Raw genomic sequence first — 22,410 nt, 5'->3', positions numbered from 1 at the left:
AGGACAGGGTACGGCGTTGAGACCGCTAGGCGGCGTCAGAGTGCCGTTTCCACCGGACTGCCAAACGCCCGCTCTTCCATTGCTCGCCTCAAAACGGAATGATCGGATTCTGCTTCCACTGCCCCTGGCTTAGCGTAAAAGGGCCAAAATTCTTCGGACCCAGCGGGCCAAAATCGGCGGTAAAAGTGCCGTCCAGACGGTACGTGACCTGTTGCCCGCGTGCCACCTTCAGGAATGAGGCAGCGGTGGATAGGGTGACGGGCAGGCTCACGTCGGCGTCCTGATCTGCCGAGCCGCGCGCCGGGACGTTCACGCGCGGAAATTCCGCCTGACCCACCTGTGCGCCGTCAATCACCAGCTTGGCCTCAATGTTGCTCATCTTCAGTGGCACGGCGTTGGGATTGGTCACGCGCAGTTTCAGCTTCACGTCCGCCACGGGCGCGCCGCCCAGCCCACCGGGGAGCGATAGGCGGGTCAGGCGGACGCTCTGGACCTCAATGGTGGGAACCTGCAAAGCCTGAGGCACGGGCGCGCAGGCAGCCAGACCACAGGCGGCGAGGGCGGCGGGAAGAAGAAGACGCATGCAGGTAGCCTACCCGCCCCGACTCTGAAAAAGCTGATGGGGAAGTTTAGCGGCCCGGCGCTGTTACCCTGCACCCATGATCAACAGGTGGATGGCACTGGCGCTAGCGGGAACGCTGGCAGGAACGGCAGGGGCGACAACTCTGGACTTCGGCGTGTCCTATCACGGCGGCGTCCAGGCTGGAAATGGGCAGAGCGGTGGCTGGGCACGCGTGGGGGTCTCAGATTTTCCGGCGCTGGGCGGGCGCTTTTCGGCGGGCCTGTCCACCCGTGCCGCCGAGGTAGGGTACGCGCGCAGTCTGGCGCTGCCGCCGCTGGGCGTGGTCACCGCCCGCGCAGATGTGGCGGTGGCCTTTGCCGGAGGCGTGCGGGCTTCCACGCGGCTGGGCGGCAGCGCGGGACCGGTGGCGCTGAACCTGGGGGCGACTGTCTTCAGCACCTCGGCAGCGCGAATTGATCCGCTCTCGGTCTGGAATTTTGACGCCACCGACAGCCGGGAGCGCGGCTTCAACGCCGACGTGAGCGCCCGCTACCGCATCAGCCGCAACCTGATCGCCGTGGCAGGCGGCGAGTTCGGCGGGCAGAATATGGGCACGGTGGGCGTGGAGGGCCGCCGCGAACTGACCCGCATTCTGCCACTGGACGAGGGAGCGCAGCCCGGCGATGAACCGGAAACCGAAACCATCGGCACGCTGACGTGGCGCGCGGGCGTCCGGGCGGGCCAGAACATCCTGGGCGTCACTGGAGGCGTGTCCTACGCAGCCGAATCGGGGCTGAATCTGGGTCTGGACGCGCTGGTGGGGCCGAAGACCTTTGGCATCACGGGCAGCGTGGACGCGGGCGAACTGCTCGGCCCCGGCAGCAGCGTGCGGCTGTACGCGGCCTATGAGCCGTGGCGCACCGCCAGCACCCCGCTGCGGGCCGGAATCACGGCCACCCGGCCCCTGGAGAGCGGCGAGGTGGGCCTGAACGTCAGCGGCGGACGGGGCGTGAACGGCAAGACCGGGTACGGCGCACGGCTGACCTACAGCCTGCCATTGGGAGCAGAGAGCCAGCCCTGAACCCCTCTATAGCGTGAACCCCACGTCAGCCGCTGCGCCGCCTTCTCATGAGAACGGACGCGATACTTTTGGCATGAGCAAACCTCTCAAATTCACTGTTCTCGCCGCCCTGAGCGGTGTGTTGCTGATCCCTTCCGCCAGCGCCCAGAGTGTTCAGGACATCATCTCCAAAGTGGACGCCGCACAGAAGGCCGCCAAGGACATTTCCTTTCGCCTGAGCGGCAGCGCCTCGCTGGAATCCAGCCCACAGAAGATTGACTTCACGGTCAAGAGCATTCCGGCGCAGGGTCTGGCCCGCCTGCAATTCAACGCCCCCGACGCGCTGGCCGATAACATCGTGGTGGCCGACAAGAACGAGATTCGCCAGTACCTGTTCCTGACCAACCAGGTCACCGTGACCTCCACCAAGAAGGCGGCAGACGGCGCGGGCTTCGGCGGGCTGGATTTCACACAGCTCAGCAACACGGCCTCGCTGCTTTCACAGTACGACGTGAAACTGCTGTCCACCACGGGCGCGGCAGGCAAGCGCCTGTTTCAGTTGGAGGCCATTCCCAAGAAGGGGAACACCACCGACAAGACCCGCGTGTACATCACCGAGGCGGGCTGGCGGCCCACCCGCATCCAGATCGTCAGCAGCGCGGGCAAGTCGCTGGCCGATCTGAACGTGAGCAATTACAAGGTCAATTCGGGCCTCAGCGTGGCCGGACTCAAGCAGTTGCCCAAGGACGCCGAGATCATCCGGCAGTAATACGGACTCCGATTGAATCGTTTGCAAAAACGGTGAAATCCGAGCGGGAGGAATAGCGTCTTCATGGGCGTCTGTTCATGACGAGAGCGAGAATGAGAAGAACGGGTTCCGGGCGTGGAGTTAGCAAACTGGCGCTTTCCCAGTTTGTTAACGGAACAGACGGAATCCGTATAAGAGCTGATCCAGGGGGAGGGGCGCAAATGCCGCTCCCTTTTTTGATGCCCTAGGCAGGCTGAATCCAGCGCCGCCAATCGCCTGAACGCAACTTTTGGCGGTCTAGCCGCGTATCCATGAGCATGACCAACCCTGGCAATGACAATAACCGTGGCTCCTCGCCCCTGCGACCCAATCCGGTGAACAATCCCAGCGGCCCTCCCCCCGGCCCCCAGATGCGCTTCTCGCCCCGCCTGGGCTGGATCATTGGCGGCGTGGTGGTGGTGGGCCTGATCGTGTCGCAGAGTGTGCGGGTCATCCCGGCGGGCTTCGTTGGTGTGGTCTTCAGCGCCCTGAGCGGCGTCAAGCCCACTCCACTGGAAGCCGGGCTGCATTTCGTGATGCCCTTCGTGGATGGGGTGACGCTGTACGACGCCCGCCTTCAGGAAGTGACGCTGGCGCGCGAAACGGCCCAGAGCGACGAGGGATCCATCCGCGCCCGCAGCAAGGAGGGCCTGGACATCACGGCAGACGTGACCGTGCAGTTCCGCATTGACCGCAACAAGGCGGCCATTTTGCACAAGGAACTGGGCCGCAACTACATCAACACCGTGTTGCGCCCGCAGGTTCGCAGCAAGGTGCGCGATTCTATCGGGCAGTTCGGGGCCGCCGACCTGATCAGCAACCAGCGCACGCAACTGGAAACCAGCATCACCACCGAGCTGGAAAAGGCCTTTACCCGCAACAACCTGGTTCTGGACGCCATCCTGCTGCGCGAGCTGAAGATTCCCGAGAGTGTGGCCAACGCCATTGAGGAAAAACAGACGGCAGAGCAGCAGGTGGCCGTCGAGACCAACCGACTGCGCCAGTCCGAGATCAGTGCCCAGCGCGCGGTGGTCAAGGCTGAGGGCGAGGCCAAGGCCGCCGTCGCCACGGCGAAGGGACAGGCCGAGGCGCTGTCATTGCGGGGCCGCGCCCTCAAGGAGAACCCACAACTGATCCAGCTCACGGTGGCCGAGCGCCTGGCCCCCGGCATCCAGACCGTGATGCTGCCCAGCGATGGCAACTTTCTGCTGGACCTGAAATCGCTGGGAACGCAGACGCTCCCGAAGGTGGCCCAGACGTCAGCCACACCTGCCCAACCCGGCAATTGAGCAGGGAACAGCGTAGCGGCGCGTCCCACGCGGGCGCTAGACTGTCTGAAATGAGCCGAACGCCCTTTCCGCAGCCTGTCCGCAGGAGGTTCGCCGCATGATCGCCGTCCTGATCCTTCTGGTGATCTTCGGCGGCATCACCGCCATCGTTTACGTGGACAACGCGGGCAAGGCGGGCCGAAAGGCCCTCTCCCAGTCCACCCAGGAGCAGGCCCAGCCGCTGCCTGCTGCCGCACAGACCGCTCTGCCCGCCCAACAGGCCGACACCCCGGAATCGCTGGCCCTGCGCCTGCCCGAACCCGCGCGCACCCAGGCGTGGAAGCTGCTGTGTATGGTCATCGACGCCCGCAAGGACGGTGTGAACGGCGACACCCGCACCGCCTACCTGCTCTCGCAAACCCGTCAGTCGTACCTGCCTGATACCCTGCGCGCCTACCTGAGCCTCACCGACGGCGCGCGGCGCACGCTGGAAGGCCAGGGCCAGCCGCCAGAAACCCTGCTGTCCGAGCAACTGGGTCTGCTGGAAGACGGCGTGCGCGAGGCCCTGCGCCACGACCACGCCACCGCAGACCGCCTGCTGAGCCAGGGCCGCTTCCTGCGCGAACGCTTCGGCGCAGCGGAATCGGAATTGAGCCTGAAGCCGGGGCTGCGGAAGGGCTAAGCACGAATTCGGGCGTATCACGACTACAACCCACTGCAAAAGCCCCCGCTCCTGCAAAGGCAGCGGGGGCTTTGATCTTGAGTCTGGTTCGGCTTACTTCCGCATGCTGGGGTTCAGCACTTTCTTACGCAACCGGATGTTGTGCGGGGTCAATTCCACCAGTTCATCGCTGCCGATGTATTCCAGGGCGTCTTCCAGGCTCATCTTGCGCGGCGGGGTCAGCGTCAAAGCATCGTCAGCGCCGCTGGAGCGCACGTTGGTCAGCTTCTTGTTCTTGCAGACGTTGACGTTCATGTCCTGCTCGCGGGCGTTTTCACCGACGATCATGCCCACGTAGACTTCCGCGCCCGCGTCGATGAAGAACGCTCCACGGTCCTGCAACTTCCAGATCGAGTACGCGAAGGCCGCGCCGTCTTCCATGCTGACCAGCGAGCCGTTCTGGCGAATCTTGATGTCCCCGGCCCACGGCGCGTAGCCGTCGAAGACGTGGCTCATGATGCCCTCGCCCTGGGTCATGGACAGGAACTGGTTGCGGAAGCCGAACAGCGCCCGAGAAGGGATCTTGAATTCCACCCGGCTGCGCTTGCCCTGCGGCTCCATGTTGACCATCTGGCCCTTGCGCCCCCCTAGCACACCGATCACGGTGCTGGCGTGATGCTCGGGCACGTCGATGACCAGATGCTCCACCGGCTCGTGCTTTTCGCCGTCGATCTCGCGGATGATCACCTGCGGGCTGCCGACCTGAACCTCGTAGCCCTCGCGGCGCATGGTTTCCAGCAGGATCGACAGGTGCAGTTCGCCGCGCCCAGACACGATGAATTCGTCGGGACGGACTTCTTCCACCTTCAGCGACACGTTGGTCATGACCTCGCGCTTGAGGCGGTCATTCAGGTGGCGGCTGGTGACGTACTTGCCGTCCTTGCCTGCAAAGGGGCTGGTGTTGGGCTGGAAGGTCATGCTGACCGTCGGCTCGTCCACGGTGATGATCGGCAAGGCTTCGGGGTCCGCCAGATCAGCCACGGTTTCCCCGATCTGCGCGTCCTCGATGCCGGCCAGCGCCACAATGTCGCCCGCGCTGACCTGATCGGCCTCGATACGGCGCAGACCCATGTGGGTGAAGGGCTGGACGATGCGCGATTTGGTCATCGTGCCGTCCTTGTGCATCAGTTGCACATAGTCGCCCTTCTTAACCGTGCCGCGCTGTACCCGACCCAGAACGATGCGGCCCAGGTACTCGGAGTAATCCAGGTTGGTCACCAGCATCTGGAAGGGCGCCTCCAGATCGGTGGGCGGCGCGGGAATATGCTCCAGCACCATCTCGAACAGCTCGTGCATGTCTTCCTGGGGGTTGTCCAGATCCTTGAACGCCTTGCCTTCACGGGCAATCGCGTACAGGATCGGGAAGTCGAGCTGATCGTCGTTCGCGCCCAGATCGGCCATCAGGTCGAAGGTCAGGTTGACCACTTCTTCCGGGCGGGCGTCAATGCGGTCGATCTTGTTGATGACCACGATGGGCTTGAGGCCCAGTTCGATGGCCTTCCGCAGCACGAAGCGGGTCTGGGGCATCGGGCCTTCCGCCGCGTCCACCAGCACCAGGCAGCCGTTGACCATGCCCAGCACGCGCTCGACTTCCCCGCCGAAATCCGCGTGACCGGGGGTGTCCACGATATTAATCTTGACGCCGTTGTATTCCACCGCCGTGTTCTTGGCGAGAATGGTAATGCCGCGTTCCTTTTCCAGATCGTTGCTGTCCATGGCCCGCTCGGCAATTTCCTCACCGTGGCCGAGCTTGAGGGTCTGGCGAAGCAGGGCGTCCACCAGGGTGGTCTTGCCGTGGTCGACGTGCGCGATGATGGCGATATTCCGGTATTCCATATTTTTGCCTCTCTTCTGCCCGGCGCGGCCTGCCGGGAGACGCCCGACAAGGGTGGAGGACAGTTCTCTTGTTTGCGTGGTGCTGCCGGTCTGCGTCAGATGCTGGAAAAAGCGCGCTGGGGAGCCAGAACCGACCTCAAAAAGCCCACCTCGACTGCCGCGCCTTGACGGCCATGTGCAGTGGGCGGGACACCCAAACGGAGATTTTAGCAGATTCGCGCTCCCGCGATGTCAGGTCCAGGTCACGATAGCCCTCATGAGACCAAAGATGAAGGAATAAACTGAATGCCAGTTTTTTAGATTTCACAAATGACTAAAAAGTCGTATCATTCAGCCATGTCCGACACGCCGCCATCCCCCGCCAGTTTCGCCCCCACCCCCGAGAGCGGGCAGTTCATGGAACGCGCCGGCCTGCTGTTCGAGATGGTGGGGATGCCGCGTGCGGCGGGGCGTGTGCTGGGCGCGCTTCTGGTGGCCCCGGCAGGCGGGCTTACCCCTGCCGAACTGTCTGCCTCTTTGCAGGCCAGCCGCGCCAGCATGAGCGGCGCGATCAAGTACCTGACCCTGATGGGCCTGGCCGAACGTGCGCCCAACCCCGGCGAACGCGCAGACCGTTTCCGGGTGCGCCCCAACGCCTGGGCCACCCTGACTGAGCAGGGCAACCGCAAATTGCAGACGCTGCACGATCTGGCCGCCGAGGGTTTGCGGGCGCTGCCTCAGGGAGCAGACGCCGCACCCCTGCGTGAGATGGAGCAGTTCTACGGCCACTGGCTGCGCCTGTTCCCCGCCGTATTGGAGGAATGGCATCAGCTCAGCAAAGAGGAGAGGGAGGAGTCATGAATGCAATAGAAACCACCGGCCTCAGCAAACTGTATGCCCCCGGCGTGGGACTGGCCCCACTGAATCTGAGTGTGCCAGCGGGCGAGATCTTCGGCTTTATCGGGCCAAACGGGGCGGGCAAGACGACGGCCATCCGCACGCTGATGGGCTTTCTGCGGCCCAGCGGGGGCAGCGCGCACATCCTGGGCCATGACGTGTGGCAGGAGCGGGTGGCGGTTCACCGCCGGGTGGGCTACCTGCCCGGCGAGGTCCATCTTGCGCGTGACCACACCGCCCGCGAGTTGATGGGGCGCAGTTGCAGGCTGCGCGGCGGGGCCAGCAACACCTACGGTCTGGACGTGGCCCGGCGGCTGGAACTGCGGCTGGACGCCCGCCTGGGCACGCTGAGCAAGGGCAACCGCCAGAAGGTGGGCCTGACCCTGGCGCTGATGCACCGCCCCGAACTGCTGATGCTGGACGAACCCACCGACGGCCTGGACCCGCTGGTGCAGGAAACCGTGCTGGACCTGCTGCGCGAGGCCGGGAGCGAGGGCCGCAGCGTGTTTCTGTCCAGCCACGTCCTGAGCGAGATCGAGCGCATTGCCGGGCGGGTGGGCATCATCCGGCGCGGCGAACTGATCCGGGTAGAAGGGGTGCGGGAACTGAAGGCCAGCCTCCCGCAGCAGGTGGACGTGGGTTTCGCGTTGCCCCCGCGCGTAGACCTGATGACACTGGATGGGATGAGTGGTGCCGTGGCCGATGGCCTGGATTTCCGGGGCCAGTGGCGCGGCAGTCCCGACAAACTGATCCGGGCGCTGGCGGGCGAATCGCTGACCAGTTTCAGCCTCACGCCGTCCACGCTGGAGGACGCCTTCATGGACGAGTACCGCAGCGAAACGCCACGAAAGGAGGAAGCGCATGTGGCTTGAAGCGTGGTCTCAGACGATGCAGGACTCGCGCCGCAGCCTGCTGTGGTGGGCGGTGGGGATCGCCCTGTACACGGTGATGCTGCTGGCCTTTTTCCCGCTGCTGAAGGGAAACAGCGCTATTAATGACCTCATGCAGAGCCTGCCCGAATCGCTGCGTGCGCTGGCCGGAGACAACCTGGGCACCCCTGCCGGATATGTGGGCGGCAAGCTGCTGAGCATGATGCCGATTCTGCTGACCGTCTTCGCCGCCCTGCAAGGCTCGGCGCTGATCGCCGGACAGGAGGAACGCGGCTGGCTGGAATTTCCGCTGGCCCAGCCGCTGCCGCGCGCCACGCTGCTGCTGGGACGCGCCGCCGCGCTACTGACCATGTTGCTGGTTCTGGGGCTGATACTGTTCCTGAGTATCTGGCTGGCCGGGCAGGTCTTTCAGGCTCCGCTACCTGCCGGAAGATTGCTGGACGCAGTGGCCCTGCACACGTTGGGCGCGTGGCTGTTCGGAGCGCTGGCCCTCGCTATCGGCGCGGCGACAGGGCGGGGCGGGCTGGCGGTGGGCATCGGCGCGGGCCTGGGCATCGGGCTGGTGGTGCTGCAAAGCGTGGCCTCGCAGGTGCAACTCCTGAGCGATCTGGCGTGGCTCAACCCCTGGAAATACGCGCTGAGCGACCTGCCGCTGGAACACGCGGTCAGCCCCACGCCCCTGCTGATCTGCCTGCTGCTGGGCGCCTCGTTGGTCTGGATCGCCGCGCCCACGTTCGGCAAGCGGGACGTGCGGGGCTGATTCTGGTACAAGAAAAGGGCCGGACAGCGATCACGCTTCTGGCCCCCTTCTGAACTGTCTGATCTCCAGATTGACTGATCCGGGTCAGTCGCTGCTGGCAGCCATCCTTTCCTTGCTCAAAATAGCCTCGGCGCCTTTCTTGGCCACGCCGGGGTACTCATAGCCCAGGTCCGGGGTATCGGCCTGTCCACGCTTGCCCAGGGCCGTGCCACGGTCAATCGCCTGTTCGGTGGCGGTATCGAAGGCGTGCAGGCGGGTCTGATCAATGACCAGTTCGATGTCGTCGCCGGGTTGCACCAGCGCCTGACCTTCCACCTTGACCGTCATGTCCTGCCCGGCCACTTCCACGATCAGATCGGTCTGCGCGCCCAGCGGCTCGACGACCACGACTTTGCCATGAATCACGTTGGTCCCCACCGGCGTCTCGGTCAGCCCGATCAGCCCGATGTGTTCGGGGCGGATGCCCATCAGGACTTCCTTGCCCTCGTAGGCTTTCAGGCTCTGCGCCAGCTTGCCCATCGCGGCCACAGGATCGTTGCCGACCATGAACTGACCATTCTTCACGGTGCCCGTGATCAGGTTCATGCTGGGGCTGCCGATAAAGCCCGCCACAAATTTGTTCTGCGGGAAATCGTAGAGGTTCATCGGGGTATCGACCTGCATGATCAGGCCGTCACGCATCACCACGATCCGGTTGCCCAGCGTCATGGCTTCCACCTGATCGTGGGTCACGTAGACGATGGTTGCGCCCAGGCGGCGGTGAAGCTGGTTGATCTGCGAGCGCATTTCCACGCGCAGCTTGGCGTCCAGGTTAGACAGCGGCTCGTCCATCAGGAACACGGCGGGTTCGCGCACGATGGCGCGGCCCATCGCCACACGCTGACGCTGACCGCCAGAGAGTTCCTTGGGCTTGCGGCCCAGCAGGTGCTCGATCTGGAGAATTTTGGCGGCGTCACGCACGCGGCGCTCGATCTCGTCCTTGGGCGTCTTGCGGAGCTTCAGGCCAAAGGCCATGTTCTCGTACACGTTCATATGCGGGTACAACGCGTAGTTCTGGAACACCATCGCGATGTCGCGGTCCTTGGGCGGCACGTCGTTGACCACGCGGTCACCGATCTTGAGGATGCCGTCGCTGATGTCTTCCAGGCCCGCGATCATCCGCAGGGTGGTGGACTTGCCACAGCCGGACGGTCCCACGAAGACCATGAACTCGCGGTCTTGAATATGAAGATTGAAGTCCTTTACCGCGTGCTGCTTGCTGCCGTACATCTTTTCGATGTGTTCCAGGATAACTTCTGCCATGTTGTGCCTGCCTTTGCCCCTACTCTTGTCCGTGAGTGTGTACAGGACACGCCGGAGCGCGCCGATACGGGTTCGGACAACCGGGGTACGTGGACGAGAAACCCATTGCTTACGCTTATGCCAATCTGACGCTCAGAGTGTAACACAGCGGTCAGGCCAGACGGAAGAAACCCGGCGGGCGGGACATGCCTTCTATACAGGCGTAAAATGAGTTTTAGGCGGACAACCCGCGTTCAGTATGCGTAGCCGCTGCGCGTCACCATCAGTTTCAGTTCGTGGGCACTGGTGGCAGCGGCGGTGGCCTCGTCGATGCTAATCAGGTTGTGGCGGTAAAGCTGTGCCAGATGCTGATCGAAGGTGTGCATGCCCCGGATATCGTCTTCCATCAGGGCGTCCTTGATCAGGGGGGTCTTATCCTCGTCTTTGATGTAATCCTGGATCAGCGGCGTATTCAACATGATTTCCAGCCCCAGCACGCGGCCCACGCCGTCCGCACGCCGCAGCAGACGCTGACTGACGATGCCCACCAGCGTTTCGGCCAGTTGCAGCCGGACCTGATCGCGCTCGTAGGGGGCAAAGAAATCGATGATGCGGTTGACGCTGCGAACCGCGTCCTGCGTGTGCAGCGTGCTGAGGACCAGATGCCCGGTCTGCGCCGCGCTCAGGGCCGCTTCCACCGTTTCCTTGTCGCGCATCTCACCGATCATGATCACGTCGGGATCTTGGCGCATGGCGTATTTCAGGGCAGTGCGGAAGTCGCGGGTGTCGCTGCCGATCTCACGCTGCACCACGATGCTCTTCTTGTTCTTGTGCAGGATCTCGATGGGGTCTTCCACCGTGATGACGTTATAGGCAAAGGTCCGGTTGATGTGATCGACCAAGCTGGCCAGCGTGGTGGTCTTGCCGCTGCCGGTGGGACCCGTGACCAGAATCAGACCGCGCGGGGCGTCGGCCAGCCGTTGCAGGACCCCGGTGGGCAGGCCCAGCGACTCGAAGCCAGGAATGGCGTCGCTGACCACCCGCATCACGATCCCCACCGAGCCGCGCTGCCGGAAGATATTGCAGCGGAAACGCCCCAGCCCCGAGACCCCGTAGGCGATGTCCAGCTCGTTGCGGTAGGCGAAGTCGTCCCACTGCTCGGCGGACATCAGCGCCTGCGCCAGCAGTTCGGTGTCGGGCGGCATCAGCGCCTGCGTGCCGAAAGGGACCAGATGGCCGTCCACGCGGCCCATCGGCGGGCTGCCCGCTTGCAGGTGGATGTCGGAGGCCCGGCGGCCCACCATCTCGCGCAGCAGCTCGTCGAGGGTCATGCGGAATCAGGCTCCCCGAAAACGAGGGGCATGTTGTCGATCAGCCGGACGCCGAACATGCGGGCAGCCACCAGAACACGGGTCATGGGACCATTGTCCACAACTTCTCTTTCTTCTATGTCACGGCCCACAACGCTCAGGTAATCCAGTGCCACCTCCGGGTCCTGGGCCAGCACGTCCAGCCCGGCCTGACGCAGCTTCAGGGCTGACCTCTCGCCACTGGCGTAGGCGGCCTGTACCGCCATCAGGGCGCGCGACAGTACGGCAGCCCGTGCCTGCTGCTCTGCGGTCAGGTAGCTGTTGCGACTGCTGAGGGCCAGCCCAGATCCGGCGCGAACAGTGGGCAGGCCCACCACCTCCACTGGCACATTCAGATCGCGGACCATCTGGCGCAGCACGGCCAGTTGCTGCCAGTCCTTCTCGCCAAAAAAAGCCACGTCCGGGCGCACCAGATTCAGCAGCTTGAGGACCACAGTAGCCACGCCCACGAAATGACCGGGCCGCGAGGCACCGTCCAGCCCCTCGCTGACGCCGGAGACCACCACGCGGGTGTCGAAGCGGGGCGGGTACATCGTCTCCACATCCGGCATGAACACCACGTCCACCCCGGCCCCTGCCACCACGCCCAGATCGCGTTCCAGATCGCGGGGGTAGGCGGCCAGATCCTCGCTGGGGCCGAATTGCAGCGGGTTGACAAAGATGCTGACCACCAGCACGTCGCAAACCTCGCGGGCGCGGCGCATCAGGGTGGCGTGGCCGTCGTGCAGGTAGCCCATCGTGGGCACCAGTCCTACGCGGCCCCGCCCGGCCAGCGCGGCGCGCAGGTCTTCTGGGGACCTGACCACCTGTGGTCTGACCTGCGAGGCCGTTTCAGTCACGGTCAACTCAGTCACGTTTTCCGTCCAGACCCAGCACACCCACCAGCGAGTCCAGCAGCCAGGAAATGATGGTCAGAATCAATGCGCCCACGATGGCCGCGCCGAAGCCCGCCGTATCCAGCGCCGTGACCGCCGCCACCAGCAGCAGCACCACCCCGTTGACCACCAGCGTGAACAGCCCCAGCGTAAGCAGCGTCAGCGGCAGCGAGAGCAGCAGCAACACGGGGCGGATCAGCGCGTTGACGATGCCCATGACCAGCGCAGCGATCAGGACGCTGCCCACGCCCGTACCGCCCGCGAAGAACACGCCCGAATACACCTGAGTCAGCAGATACAGCGCCAGCGCATTGACCAGAAGCCGAAGAATAAATCCCATACAGGCAGCATAAGGGATGCGGGAATGTGACACCGCCGGAATGGGGCTGACGCTACGCTGGCACGGTGAAACAGATCTTACTTATCCTCAGCGTAGGACTGGTGGCCTGCGCCCCGGCTGCCACCTCACCCACCGCACCGTTGCCGATCAGGGCCGGACAGCTCTGGGAGTACACGGCCACGCCAGAGGGCCAGCCGCCGATCATTGGCACAATTTCTATCAAGACGGTCAAATTCACCACGCCCATCGACGCCCCGAAAGACGATTCCAGCGCGTTAATGGCCGGTGAAGTCGCCAGGGGCGCAACCCTGCTTTATTTTTCCAAGATCAGGACGATGCAACTGTCGCTGTACTCAGCGTTGAATCAGGAAACCGGGCGCTGCAAGTTCGTCTTTGCGGACAAGAATCAGCGGGCGGCGATCTCGGACTATTTCGCGGACTGGAAGACTTCGCGTGGAGCGGGGACGTGCGAGATTCGTCTGCTCAACTGAGCGCGATTTCGACTCACATTCCGAAGCGCGCGTAAATATCATCCACATGGCGCAGGTACCACGCCAGATCGAAGGCCCCGTCCAGTTCGGTATCGTTCAGGGGGCATTCGGGATCGGCAGCCAGCAGTTCGCGCAGGCCCTCGCCGGTTTCCCAGCTTTTCAGGGCGTGGCGCTGCACCAGATCGTAGGCGGCCTCGCGGGACATGCCCTTTTCGTCAATCAAAGCGTGCAGCACACGCTGGCTGAAGACCAGACCGCCCAGATCGTTCATGTTCTTGAGCATCCGTTCCGGAAAGACCACCAGACCACGCAGAACCCCGGTCAGACGCCGTGTGGCGTAGCTGGCGGCGGCGGTGGCGTCGGGCAGAATCACGCGCTCGGCGCTGGAGTGACTGATATCGCGCTCGTGCCACAGGGCCACGTTTTCCAGGCCCGTGGTCAGAAAGCCGCGCAGCAGGCGGGCAAAGCCAGTGACGTTCTCGGTCAGGATCGGGTTTTTCTTGTGCGGCATGGAGGAACTGCCCGTCTGCCCCTTGCCGAAGGGTTCCATCGCCTCGCGGACCTCCGAGCGCTGGAGGTGACGGATTTCGACGGAAATCTTTTCCAGCGTGGTGCCGAAGATGGCCAGCGCGGCCAGCACCTCGGCGTGGCGGTCACGGGCCAGAGTCTGGTTGGTGACGGGCGCGGCCTCCCACCCCCAGGCGCGGGCGACTTCCACCTCCACCTGCGGCGAGACGTGGGCGTAGGTGCCCACCGAGCCAGAGAGCATGACCACCTGAATACGTTTGCGGGCCGCCGTCAGCCGTTCCAGATCGCGGTCCAGCGTCGCCATCCAGTTCAGGAACTTGAGGCCGAAGGTCATCGGCTCGGCGTGAATACCGTGGGTGCGGCCCACCGTGGGCGTGTGCTTGTAGGCCAGCGCCTGCGTGCGGCAGACCTCGCGCAGCGCGGCAGCATCGGCCAGGATGAGTGTCAGGGCCTCATCCAGAAGCAGGTTCTGGGCAGTGTCCACCACATCGGTGCTGGTCAGGCCGTGGTGGATAAAGCGGGCCTCGTCGCCGTAACGCTCGCTCAGCGCGCGGGTAAAGGCCACGATGTCGTGGCGGGTGACAGCCTCGATCTCGGCCACGCGGGCGGCGAAGGCGTCGTCAATCGGATCGGCCCCCGTCTGCTCCAGCAGCGCCGTATGTGCCTCGCGCGGCACCTCGCCCTGATCGGCCTGGGCGTCCATCGCCGCCAGTTCCACGCGCAGCCACGCGCGGTACTTGCTGGCCTCGGACCAGAGGGTCTTCATTTCAGGGGTCAGGTAACGTTCGATCACGCTGGGAGGCTAACACGGGTCAGGGCGGACGCGCAGACCGGTATCTATCCGCACTTCCGGCACGCTGAAAGGCCATGATGAAGCGCAGACGAAACGACTCCTCGCCGTGCTGCTTGCCGCCACTGTGTCGAATGCTCACGCCCATCCGGGGAGCGTCCCAGCCACCGCCCGCCTCTACACGCAGGCCAGCAAATCCAGTCCAGTGGTGGCTACGCTGCCCGCCAAAGCTGCTCTGGAAATCATCGCCTGCAACGAGAAATGGTGCAAGGTCACGGCCCAGAGCAAAACAGGATGGGTAGAGCGCCCGCTGATCAAGGCAAGGTATGGGCGCTGCACCGAGTTAAGCAAAATTGGGCTGTTCGATATCAGGAGGAATGAGCCTAGCTACACGCCAGGACTGGACCGGGACAATGATGGAACCCCGTTTAGGGCTTGGTAAGGTTGTGGGCGATGACGGCCAGGACGACGCGCAGCCGCAATGAGGCCAGTGTTTTGGTCTGAACAGACCGAATCCCCTCTGCAACCAGTTGGGAGAACACCGTTTCTATGCGTTTGCGGAGTTTCGGATGGCGGTCTGGCCGCCATCCGGTGTCATACCGGGAGTTGCTTTTGGGTGGATAGATGTCGCCCACGCAGCAGGACCCCTTATCCCCCACAATTTTTGGCCCGTCGAAGTCGGGGATGGCGTCGATTGAGTTCGTAGCTCACGGTGGTGTCGTGCAAATTGGCCGGTCTGATCAGGTATTGCGCAACCTCACCGTCTTCCAGGACCCACGCGTGGAGCTTGTACCCAAAAAACTTCCCTTGTGTCCTGTGCCCCCATCTGGCTCCAGGAAAGTGACAGCGCCGCGTTCGTTTGGGACGGCAAATGGGGAGAGGCATGGAGTCGATCACCACCTCAGCACAGGATCGGGACGGTGTACAGACCTTCTCCAAGACGGCCAGCAGACCGTTGGCCCGGTTGAAAGCTTGCGTGTAGGACGGCAGACCGGGGCGGTCTGCCTTAAGATCACTCCACCAGACCGATGGGTACGCCTGTTTGTAGATCAAGCGTGCCAGCAATAGGGCGATGAGCATGGCATCGGTGACCTTCTGATGACGACACTTTTTCTGGTCATTAAAGTGTCGTTTGGCCCAGCGATGGAGGGTACGAATGTTGCGGCGACGGCCTAAACTGTGGTGGAGACGATATCTAGCCATATCGTCTCACTTTTTATCGTCTGGGTACGGAGAAATCTATCCTGGCTCAAGCCCTAAACGGGGTGATGGAATTGGCTGTAACAGGGTTGAGTAAATCCCCGTTCAGTCCTCCAGCTCGTCCTCCTCCAAATCGCCCTCTCCGATCATGGTTATCTCAGTTTCCTCGTCGGTGACGCGGTACGGCCCCTCGCTGGCAATGTAGTCGGCAGCCATCTTCAGCGTTTCCTTGACCCACCCATAATCGTTGCTGATGGTGGCCACGCCGATGACTTCCCAGTCATGGGCGTCCAGGCCGTCCAGGCGAGCAACGGTCAGGGGAAAACGCACCTTGAGACGTTCCACCACCGGGCGCACCAGGGCGCGTTTTTCCTTGAGGTTACTGACCCAGGGCATTTCCAGGCGAACGGTCAGGACACCCACATAACCCAGCGCCACCGCTACAGCATTCCGGCCAGGAAACCCTGACCCCGCACCGCCCGCACCAGATCCATGATGGTCAGTTGCGAGGGATCGTAATGCACTTCAATCTGGCCGTCGTCCGGGGCAGCTTTTGAGACGCCGGGCAGGGCAGACAGGGCAGCGGCGACAGTCTTGCCGGCCTCGCGGGACATGCCGCGAACGCCCAGCAGCACACGGGTAGCGGGAGTGGTCATGCCCGCCATTATGCGCCGATGTCCGCGCCCGAAATACCGGAAACCTCACCACCCCCAGCGGGGTGTGACGGGGGACTCAGCCGCACACCCGGCGAGGTTTCCAGACGGCTGCCCAGGTGCCTCACCGCGTAAGCGCCCAGCGTGACGGCTTCCTCGGCCCGCGCAGTGTCCTCTAGACCGGGGACAAGGGGAAAGTGGACCTCGTAAACGGCGGTGTCGTAAGCACTTTTAATGGTGGCGTGGAGCAGGCCCTGCGCCGTTTCCACGGGTGCGTCGGGCGACAGGCTCAGCGTCCGCACCAGCACGATGGGTTTGTCGCCCTGCCACACCGACTGCGCGAAGATAAAGCCTGCCAGTTGCCCCTCGTCCTCGGCCACAAAGGAATGCTCGCTGCGCTCGTAGAACTTCAGGGCGGGAAGGCTGGTGCTGATGCGGCCCTCGCGCTCCCGTTCGGGCAAGGCGTCGAAGGTAGGGTCCAGATGTCGCTGCACGGTCAGGTCCAGCGCCTGAAGCGCGTTGTTGTCGTGTTCGGTAAAAATCCGGTAACGCATGGGTTCAGGCTAACAGGCAACCAGGACCGGAACCACACCTCAGCGTTCACTCTCCCGCACGACTTCTTCCCAGGTGGGCATAGCATCCTGCGCGCCGGGGCGGGTACAGGCCAGGGCGGCGGCGATCCCGGCCCAGTACAACGCCATTTTTAGATCGTCGCCGTGAGAGAGCCGCGCGGTCAGTACGCCGCAGAAGGTATCCCCCGCCCCGGTGGTATCCACGGCATTGACCGGATGCGCGGGCAGGCGATACGTTTCCCCTGCCGTTACAGTCAGGCTGCCCTCACCGCCCAGGGTGACTGTGACGGCCTGCGGACCACGCTCCAGCAATGAGCGGGCGCCGATTTCCACTTCCCCGTCGCCAGCCAGGTCAGCCAGTTCGTGTTCGTTGACCAGCAGATGATGGGTCAGGCGCAGCAGTTCAGAGGAGGTGTCGCGGGTAGGCGCAGCGTTGAGCAGCACCGTCAGACCCGCCGCCGAGGCACGTTTCGCCGCCTCCAGCGTGATCTCGGGCGGCAGTTCCTGCTGCGTCAGCAGATGGGTGAAGGGGGTGAAGTCGGCAGGCAGATGGTCCGGCGTCAACCGGGCATTCGCGCCGCTCGCTACCGTAATGGCATTCTCTCCCGCGTCTGAGACGGTGATCAGGGCCAGTCCGGTGGGGGCGTCCAGCGTCAGCAGGCCGGACAGGTCCACGCCCGCCCGTTTCAGGCCAGAGAGGGCCACCTCCTGAAAAGCATCCTCTCCAACCGCTCCCACCATTGACACGGAAGCCCCAGCCAGCGCCGCCGCCACTGCACCGTTCGCTCCCTTCCCGCCGGGCGAGGTCCGCGCCTCATTGCCCAACACCGTTTCCCCGGGGCCGGGAATGCGCGCGGCACGCACGGTCAGATCGGCATTGACGCTGCCCACCACCAGCACGCTCATTCAGGCTCCAGATCGAGTTGCTTCATGGCAAGGATGATAGGCGGGCAGAGGCTGCGTTGCTCAGACCTCAGACGCCCTGGGTTTCTTCCGGGTACTTCTCGCGCCACAGCGCCCAGCCCTCGTCGGGGAAAGCCCGCTTGGCTTCGGGGGCAAACAGATTCGCACCCTCTGTTTCCAGATCTGGCAAAGGGCAGGGAACAATTTCCGTTTCCTGCATGGCCGGGTGATCGGACCACGCCAGCAGGCGGCCCGCGCCGCCCCAGGGATCGGCGGTGGCCCACACGATCCGGCCCACTTCCAGCAGCGCGGAGGCCCCGCCGCACATCAGGCAGGGTTCCAGGCTGGTGTAGAGGGTCAGGTCCTGGGGATTTTCCAGCTTGCCCACCTGAAAAAACACGTCCATCTCGGCGTGCGCCACGCTGGCGTCGCCTACCCGCCGGGCAGTCTGGGGTTCGCCCACGCGGTTGCGTCCCCGCGCGATCACTTCCCCATTTTTGCCCACCAGGACAGCACCGATAGGCGAACTCCCAACTTCCAATGACTTGCGGGCCAGGGCCAGGGTTTCACGCAGATAGGCTTCATGCACGGACATATCGGAAGCGGGCGGGGTCATGCCCTCAGTCTGGCAGTCGGCCACCCGCCAAACGTCCAGCGCAACATTCATCACTCGCGTAAAAAAACTTCAGGCGATACACATACGGGGGCAATGGTGGGGGTGTGGCTTGAAGATCAGGCCTTCTTTCGGTAATAATTGGACCAAGTTTAATTTTTTCCTTCTGGCTTCCGGCCCGATCAGCGCCGCGTCAATTCACTCCATCCCCTCGCCCCACCCCTGGAGGAGCGCCGTGTCCCCTACCCTGCCCGTCCCATCAACCCTGCCCCGTCCGTGGCTCACGCATTACGAACCCGGCGTGCCACACGACTTCGCGCCCAGCAACCTGACGCTGCCGCAACTGCTGGAACGCGCCGCACAGACCTACCCGGACCGGACGGCACTGGCCTTTCTAGGAGCAAATACCACCTACCGCGAACTCTGGCAGGACGCCCAGAAGTTTGCGCTGGCACTGCAAAAAATGGGCGTAGGGCCGGGGGACCGCGTCTCGGTGATGCTGCCCAACTGCCCGCAGTTCGTTACAGCCTTTTTTGGCACGTTGCTGGCCGGGGCGGTGGTGGTCAACACCAGTCCGCTGTACGTGGCCGACGAACTGGAATACCAGCTCAACGACAGCGGCAGCGAGACACTGATCCTGCTGGACACCTTTTACCCGCGCTACGCCCAGATTCAGGGCCGTGTACCCGTCAGACGGGTGATCGTGACCGGGATTCAGGATGCCCTGCCGTTTCCAAAAAATCTGCTGTACCCCATCAAGGCGCGGCGCGAGGGCACATGGGTGGATATACCGGACAGCGCGCATCTTCTCCAGTATGCCGATCTGCTGAAGTTCCAGCCACCCACGCCCGCACCTGCGCCCCGGCAACCCCGCGATCTGGCGCTGCTGCAATACACCGGGGGCACCACTGGCGTTCCTAAGGGCGCGATGCTCAGCCACCGCAACCTGATCGCCAACGCTGAGCAGGGCCGCGTGTGGATGACGGACCTGAAAGACGGGCAGGAGGTCACACTGGCCGCCATTCCCTTCTTCCATGTCTACGGGATGACCGTGGCGATGAACCTCAGCATCCTGATCGGCGCGACGATGGCGCTGATCCCCAACGCCCGCGACATCGGAATGGTGCTGGACCAGATCGAAGCCTCCAGGGCGACGCTGTTTCCCGGTGTACCGACGCTGTACAACGCTATTAACAACCACCCCGACACACCCAAACATGACCTGACCAGCATCCGCGCGTGCATCAGCGGCAGCGCGCCCCTGCTGCTGGAAACCGCCCGCAAGTTCCGCGAGATCACCGGGGGCGCAAATCTGGTGGAAGGCTATGGCCTCACCGAAGCCAGCCCCATCACGCACACCAACCCCATCTTCGGGCGGCAGGAGGAAGGCAGCATCGGCCTGCCCATGCCAGGGGTGGACGCCATCGTGGTAGGCGAGGACGGCGAGATCGTGGACACCAGTGAAGTGGGCGAGCTGTGGGTGGCCGGGCCAAACATCATGATGGGCTACTGGCAGCGCCCGGACGCCACCGAAAAGACCATGCGCGAAATGCACGGCCTGACGTGGCTGCTGACCGGCGACATGGCGACGGTGGACGGCGACGGCTATTTCCGAATCGTGGACCGCAAGAAGGACCTGATCATCGCGGGCGGCCACAACGTCTATCCGCGCGAGGTGGACGAGGTGCTGAACGCCCACCCCGCCGTGCTGGAAGCTGCCGTCGTGGGTCTGCCCGACGAATACCGGGGCGAGACGGTCCATGCCGTGGTTCACCTGAAGCCCGGCGCAACCGCCACCGAGGCCGAGATCATCGCGTTCTGCCGCCAGCATCTCAGCGCGTACAAGTCCCCCCGCAGCGTGGAATTCCGCGACGAGGAATTGCCCAAGACGGCGGCCATGAAAATCCTGCGCCGCCAGTTGGCCGAGGAGGCCAGGGAGGCGCGGGTGAGGCAGCCGAGCGCATAAAGAGGAGGATGTATGAATACCCCCCTCCATACGAAGGGGGGACTTTTCTTGGCCAGCAGAAATGAGGATTCTGGTTCTCTCTACCCGTTCGCCAGCGGCGCGTAAGCCGTCGCCCCCGCCGCCAGCAGGCTGGGCGCACGGCCTGCCCGGAGCGCAGCAGCCCCCGCCAGAGCAATCATCGCGCCGTTATCGGTGTTCAGACCCTTGCCGGGGAAAACGACGTGCAGATGAGTTGACTGGAAGGCTTCGCGTAGAGCTGTGTTGGCCGCCACGCCGCCCGACACCACCACCGTCTGCCGTCCGTATGCCTCGGCGGCGCGGCGGGTGGTCTTGACCAGCACATGCACGGCGGCCCGCTGGAAACTGGCAGCCAGATCGTCGGGCTTCGCCCCGGCCTTGTGCGCCAGCAAGGCGGCAGTTTTAAGCCCGCTGAAACTGAACTCAAAGGCTTTCTGACCTTGCAGGGGTTCCTTGAACGGCACGGCGTCGGGGTTGCCACGCAGGGCGGCTTCGGCAATGGCTGGCCCCCCCGGATAACCCAGCCCCGCCAGACGGGCAATCTTGTCGAACGCCTCCCCCGCCGCGTCGTCGCGGGTCGCGCCCACCAGGATGTATTTCCCTTCCTCCGGCACGTCGAACAGGTGGGTGTGCCCGCCGCTGACCACCAGGGCCAGATACGGCGCTTGCAGGTTGTCCTCGGAGGCGGCGGCGAAGATATGGCCCTCCAGATGGTGCGCGGCGAAGAACGGCACGTCCAGCGCCTGCGCCAGTCCCTTGCCGTACATCAGGCCCACCAGCAGCGCCCCCACCAGACCGGGGCCAGAAGTGGCCGCCACCGCACCGATGTCGGACACCTGCAAACCTGCCTCGGCCAGCGCATCCACCATCACGCCGTCGATGCGCTCCACATGCTCCCGACTGGCGAGTTCGGGCATCACGCCGCCGTACTGCGCGTGGACGGCCTGCGTCCAGATCCGGTTGGCGCGCACCTGCACGCTGCCGTCAGCCTTCAGCTCCACGATGCCCACCCCCGTATCGTCGCAGGAAGTGTCGATGCCCAGAATGTAGAGCGGCGCTTGCGTCATCGCCGGGGAGTGTAGCAGGGGTAGGGCGTGACCACGGCGGCCAGAAGCGGGAACCAGAGACGACAGGCAGAAGATGCGGACAGAGACCACAGCGCTGGTGGATTCTGTCGCCAGAACCCCAGCGCCAGACGAATTCCCCACTCCACTGACCTGACCGTGTGACAAATGCCCACCCAATCTGCGAATCTGTCAGAGGCGCGTCAGGGACGTCTGTTTACCCTGATGGCATGCAGAACGTGTTGAAGATTCAAGGGATGAAATGGGGACTTCTGGGCGGAGTGTCCCTGGCACTGGTGGCGTGCGGCGGCGGCCTCCCCACCCCACAGGCGTCCGATCAGCCCACTGTGCAGACCATCAGCGGCAAGGTCTCGGGGTGGCAGGGCGAGGGGCGGGTGGCCGTTTCCGGCCTGCCGGGCGCGTCTTCCAGCGTCCACACGGACGGTTCATTTACCCTGACCCTTCCCGGTGAGGCCGAACTGACCCAGCAGAGCCTGCCCATCACTGGGATCGCAGGGAAGCTGGATTGTATGGGCAGCGTGCAGAGCAGTGAGCCGGACGTCCGCGCCTTTGCGCTGATGTCCCTAAACGCAAAAGACGGTGCTGGAGCGCGCCAGACCAGTGCCATGACCGGCAGCAAACCCGGCCTCCTTAGCCGCCGCGTGAATGTCCGTGTGTGGCTGTACAGCGACAGCGCCACCCAGCTCCGGGGCACCATGGACTGCGCGAAAATTCTGAGCATCCCGCAGATTTCCCAGTTGCCGGTCACGGTGGCCGTCAACGTCCAGCCCGGCTGGAACGTCGTGGAGCTGAACATCCAGGCCAGCGCCAACGTTCTGGCCCAGGTCAGCGGCTCGGGAACGATGGCCAATTCCACGGCAGGCGGCGCGCAGACCACCTTCCGCACCACCCAGGAACTCCAGGCACAGGTGGCGTTCTAGCCCACCCACATATCAATCAGGAAGCGTGGAGCACCCAGGAGGGTG

Annotated in this window: 24 protein-coding genes and 1 pseudogene; 11 read left to right on the top strand and 14 right to left on the bottom strand. The window is 64.0% G+C overall.

The genetic code is table 11. The features are described 5' to 3' along the window. Positions 1-88 precede the first annotated feature (88 nt). Positions 89-583 carry an LEA type 2 family protein gene (locus DAAJ005_RS08620; RefSeq protein WP_151846755.1) on the bottom strand — a complete coding sequence of 165 codons (495 nt, stop codon included), beginning with the start codon at positions 581-583 and terminating at the stop codon, positions 89-91. Positions 584-659: 76 nt separating this feature from the next. Between DAAJ005_RS08620 and DAAJ005_RS08615 the strand changes: the two genes are divergently transcribed. The 4 genes from DAAJ005_RS08615 (at position 660) to DAAJ005_RS08600 (ending at position 4,359) form a co-directional block, all read left to right on the top strand. After that, positions 660-1,643, top strand: a complete 984-nt coding sequence (locus tag DAAJ005_RS08615; protein ID WP_151846754.1) for a hypothetical protein — start codon at positions 660-662, stop codon at positions 1,641-1,643. Positions 1,644-1,716: 73 nt separating this feature from the next. Next, on the top strand, positions 1,717-2,391 hold the full coding sequence (locus DAAJ005_RS08610) for an outer membrane lipoprotein carrier protein LolA (protein WP_151846753.1): 675 nt from the start codon (positions 1,717-1,719) through the stop codon (positions 2,389-2,391). Positions 2,392-2,681: 290 nt separating this feature from the next. After that, positions 2,682-3,698, top strand: coding sequence for a prohibitin family protein (locus DAAJ005_RS08605; protein WP_226342647.1), 1,017 nt, complete (start codon positions 2,682-2,684; stop codon positions 3,696-3,698). A gap of 97 nt (positions 3,699-3,795) precedes the next feature. Beyond that, a complete protein-coding gene (locus tag DAAJ005_RS08600; RefSeq protein ID WP_151846752.1) occupies positions 3,796-4,359 on the top strand; it encodes a hypothetical protein in 564 nt (187 codons plus the stop codon). 93 nt (positions 4,360-4,452) lie between these two features. On the opposite strand, the gene typA is transcribed toward DAAJ005_RS08600, so the two are convergent. Then, entirely contained in the window at positions 4,453-6,234 is a 1,782-nt protein-coding gene (gene typA / locus DAAJ005_RS08595; RefSeq protein ID WP_151846751.1) for a translational GTPase TypA, read from the bottom strand. A gap of 336 nt (positions 6,235-6,570) precedes the next feature. Here typA and DAAJ005_RS08590 point away from each other — a divergent pair, with 336 nt between their 5' ends. The 3 genes from DAAJ005_RS08590 to DAAJ005_RS08580 are packed head-to-tail and all read left to right on the top strand — an operon-like array spanning position 6,571 to position 8,760. Next, a complete protein-coding gene (locus DAAJ005_RS08590; RefSeq protein WP_192930905.1) occupies positions 6,571-7,074 on the top strand; it encodes a GbsR/MarR family transcriptional regulator in 504 nt (167 codons plus the stop codon). Next, positions 7,071-7,982, top strand: coding sequence for an ABC transporter ATP-binding protein (locus tag DAAJ005_RS08585; RefSeq protein ID WP_151846749.1), 912 nt, complete (start codon positions 7,071-7,073; stop codon positions 7,980-7,982). Before DAAJ005_RS08590 ends, DAAJ005_RS08585 begins: the two co-directional genes overlap by 4 nt. Then, the gene (locus tag DAAJ005_RS08580) at positions 7,972-8,760 is read left to right on the top strand and encodes an ABC transporter permease subunit (RefSeq protein WP_151846748.1); all 789 of its coding nucleotides are present in this window, start codon (positions 7,972-7,974) and stop codon (positions 8,758-8,760) included. Before DAAJ005_RS08585 ends, DAAJ005_RS08580 begins: the two co-directional genes overlap by 11 nt. Before the next feature lie 84 nt (positions 8,761-8,844). On the opposite strand, the gene DAAJ005_RS08575 is transcribed toward DAAJ005_RS08580, so the two are convergent. The 4 genes from DAAJ005_RS08575 to DAAJ005_RS08560 all read right to left on the bottom strand — a co-directional run bounded on the left by DAAJ005_RS08575 (position 8,845) and on the right by DAAJ005_RS08560 (position 12,626). Further along, on the bottom strand, positions 8,845-10,062 hold the full coding sequence (locus tag DAAJ005_RS08575; protein ID WP_075832611.1) for an ABC transporter ATP-binding protein: 1,218 nt from the start codon (positions 10,060-10,062) through the stop codon (positions 8,845-8,847). 233 nt (positions 10,063-10,295) lie between these two features. Next, positions 10,296-11,372 (bottom strand): PilT/PilU family type 4a pilus ATPase, encoded by a 1,077-nt coding sequence (locus tag DAAJ005_RS08570; protein ID WP_151846747.1) that lies wholly within the window; start codon positions 11,370-11,372, stop codon positions 10,296-10,298. Then, on the bottom strand, positions 11,369-12,256 hold the full coding sequence (gene panC, locus DAAJ005_RS08565) for a pantoate--beta-alanine ligase (protein ID WP_226342687.1): 888 nt from the start codon (positions 12,254-12,256) through the stop codon (positions 11,369-11,371). Before panC ends, DAAJ005_RS08570 begins: the two co-directional genes overlap by 4 nt. Position 12,257: 1 nt before the next feature. Continuing rightward, entirely contained in the window at positions 12,258-12,626 is a 369-nt protein-coding gene (locus DAAJ005_RS08560) for a phage holin family protein (protein WP_151846746.1), read from the bottom strand. A 65-nt stretch (positions 12,627-12,691) separates the two neighbouring features. Between DAAJ005_RS08560 and DAAJ005_RS08555 the strand changes: the two genes are divergently transcribed. Then, positions 12,692-13,117, top strand: a complete 426-nt coding sequence (locus DAAJ005_RS08555; RefSeq protein WP_151846745.1) for a hypothetical protein — start codon at positions 12,692-12,694, stop codon at positions 13,115-13,117. Positions 13,118-13,130: 13 nt separating this feature from the next. Here DAAJ005_RS08555 and purB read toward each other — a convergent pair whose 3' ends face one another. Beyond that, entirely contained in the window at positions 13,131-14,438 is a 1,308-nt protein-coding gene (purB, locus tag DAAJ005_RS08550; protein WP_151846744.1) for an adenylosuccinate lyase, read from the bottom strand. A 106-nt stretch (positions 14,439-14,544) separates the two neighbouring features. Between purB and DAAJ005_RS08545 the strand changes: the two genes are divergently transcribed. After that, positions 14,545-14,877, top strand: coding sequence for an SH3 domain-containing protein (locus DAAJ005_RS08545; protein WP_151846743.1), 333 nt, complete (start codon positions 14,545-14,547; stop codon positions 14,875-14,877). On the opposite strand, the pseudogene DAAJ005_RS08540 reads toward DAAJ005_RS08545, so the two are convergent. The 6 genes and pseudogenes from DAAJ005_RS08540 to DAAJ005_RS08515 form a co-directional block, all read right to left on the bottom strand. After that, positions 14,864-15,638: pseudogene (locus DAAJ005_RS08540) on the bottom strand (transposase). The gene DAAJ005_RS08545 and the pseudogene DAAJ005_RS08540 overlap by 14 nt on opposite strands. 102 nt (positions 15,639-15,740) lie before the next feature. Continuing rightward, positions 15,741-16,073: a DUF503 domain-containing protein gene (locus DAAJ005_RS08535; RefSeq protein ID WP_151846742.1), complete on the bottom strand. Its 333-nt coding sequence runs from the start codon at positions 16,071-16,073 to the stop codon at positions 15,741-15,743. Positions 16,074-16,075: 2 nt separating this feature from the next. Further along, positions 16,076-16,300 carry a heavy-metal-associated domain-containing protein gene (locus DAAJ005_RS08530; RefSeq protein WP_075832599.1) on the bottom strand — a complete coding sequence of 75 codons (225 nt, stop codon included), beginning with the start codon at positions 16,298-16,300 and terminating at the stop codon, positions 16,076-16,078. After that, entirely contained in the window at positions 16,300-16,842 is a 543-nt protein-coding gene (locus DAAJ005_RS08525; protein ID WP_151846741.1) for a DUF1999 domain-containing protein, read from the bottom strand. The genes DAAJ005_RS08530 and DAAJ005_RS08525 overlap by 1 nt, the downstream gene beginning before the upstream one ends. Before the next feature lie 39 nt (positions 16,843-16,881). Then, the gene (locus DAAJ005_RS08520; RefSeq protein WP_151846740.1) at positions 16,882-17,766 is read right to left on the bottom strand and encodes a ribokinase; all 885 of its coding nucleotides are present in this window, start codon (positions 17,764-17,766) and stop codon (positions 16,882-16,884) included. A gap of 67 nt (positions 17,767-17,833) precedes the next feature. After that, on the bottom strand, positions 17,834-18,379 hold the full coding sequence (locus DAAJ005_RS08515) for a nucleoside deaminase (RefSeq protein WP_151846739.1): 546 nt from the start codon (positions 18,377-18,379) through the stop codon (positions 17,834-17,836). A gap of 232 nt (positions 18,380-18,611) precedes the next feature. Between DAAJ005_RS08515 and DAAJ005_RS08510 the strand changes: the two genes are divergently transcribed. Continuing rightward, entirely contained in the window at positions 18,612-20,342 is a 1,731-nt protein-coding gene (locus tag DAAJ005_RS08510) for a long-chain fatty acid--CoA ligase (protein WP_226342646.1), read from the top strand. An 80-nt stretch (positions 20,343-20,422) separates the two neighbouring features. Here DAAJ005_RS08510 and tsaD read toward each other — a convergent pair whose 3' ends face one another. Continuing rightward, positions 20,423-21,427, bottom strand: a complete 1,005-nt coding sequence (gene tsaD, locus DAAJ005_RS08505; protein WP_151846737.1) for a tRNA (adenosine(37)-N6)-threonylcarbamoyltransferase complex transferase subunit TsaD — start codon at positions 21,425-21,427, stop codon at positions 20,423-20,425. Between the two features lie 227 nt (positions 21,428-21,654). On the opposite strand from tsaD, the gene DAAJ005_RS08500 reads away from it, so the two are divergent. Then, positions 21,655-22,365 carry a hypothetical protein gene (locus DAAJ005_RS08500; protein ID WP_226342645.1) on the top strand — a complete coding sequence of 237 codons (711 nt, stop codon included), beginning with the start codon at positions 21,655-21,657 and terminating at the stop codon, positions 22,363-22,365. Positions 22,366-22,410 lie beyond the last annotated feature (45 nt).

Source organism: Deinococcus sp. AJ005 (assembly GCF_009017495.1).
Classification (GTDB): Bacteria; Deinococcota; Deinococci; order Deinococcales; family Deinococcaceae; genus Deinococcus.
This window is presented reverse-complemented; position numbering and strand designations above follow the sequence as displayed.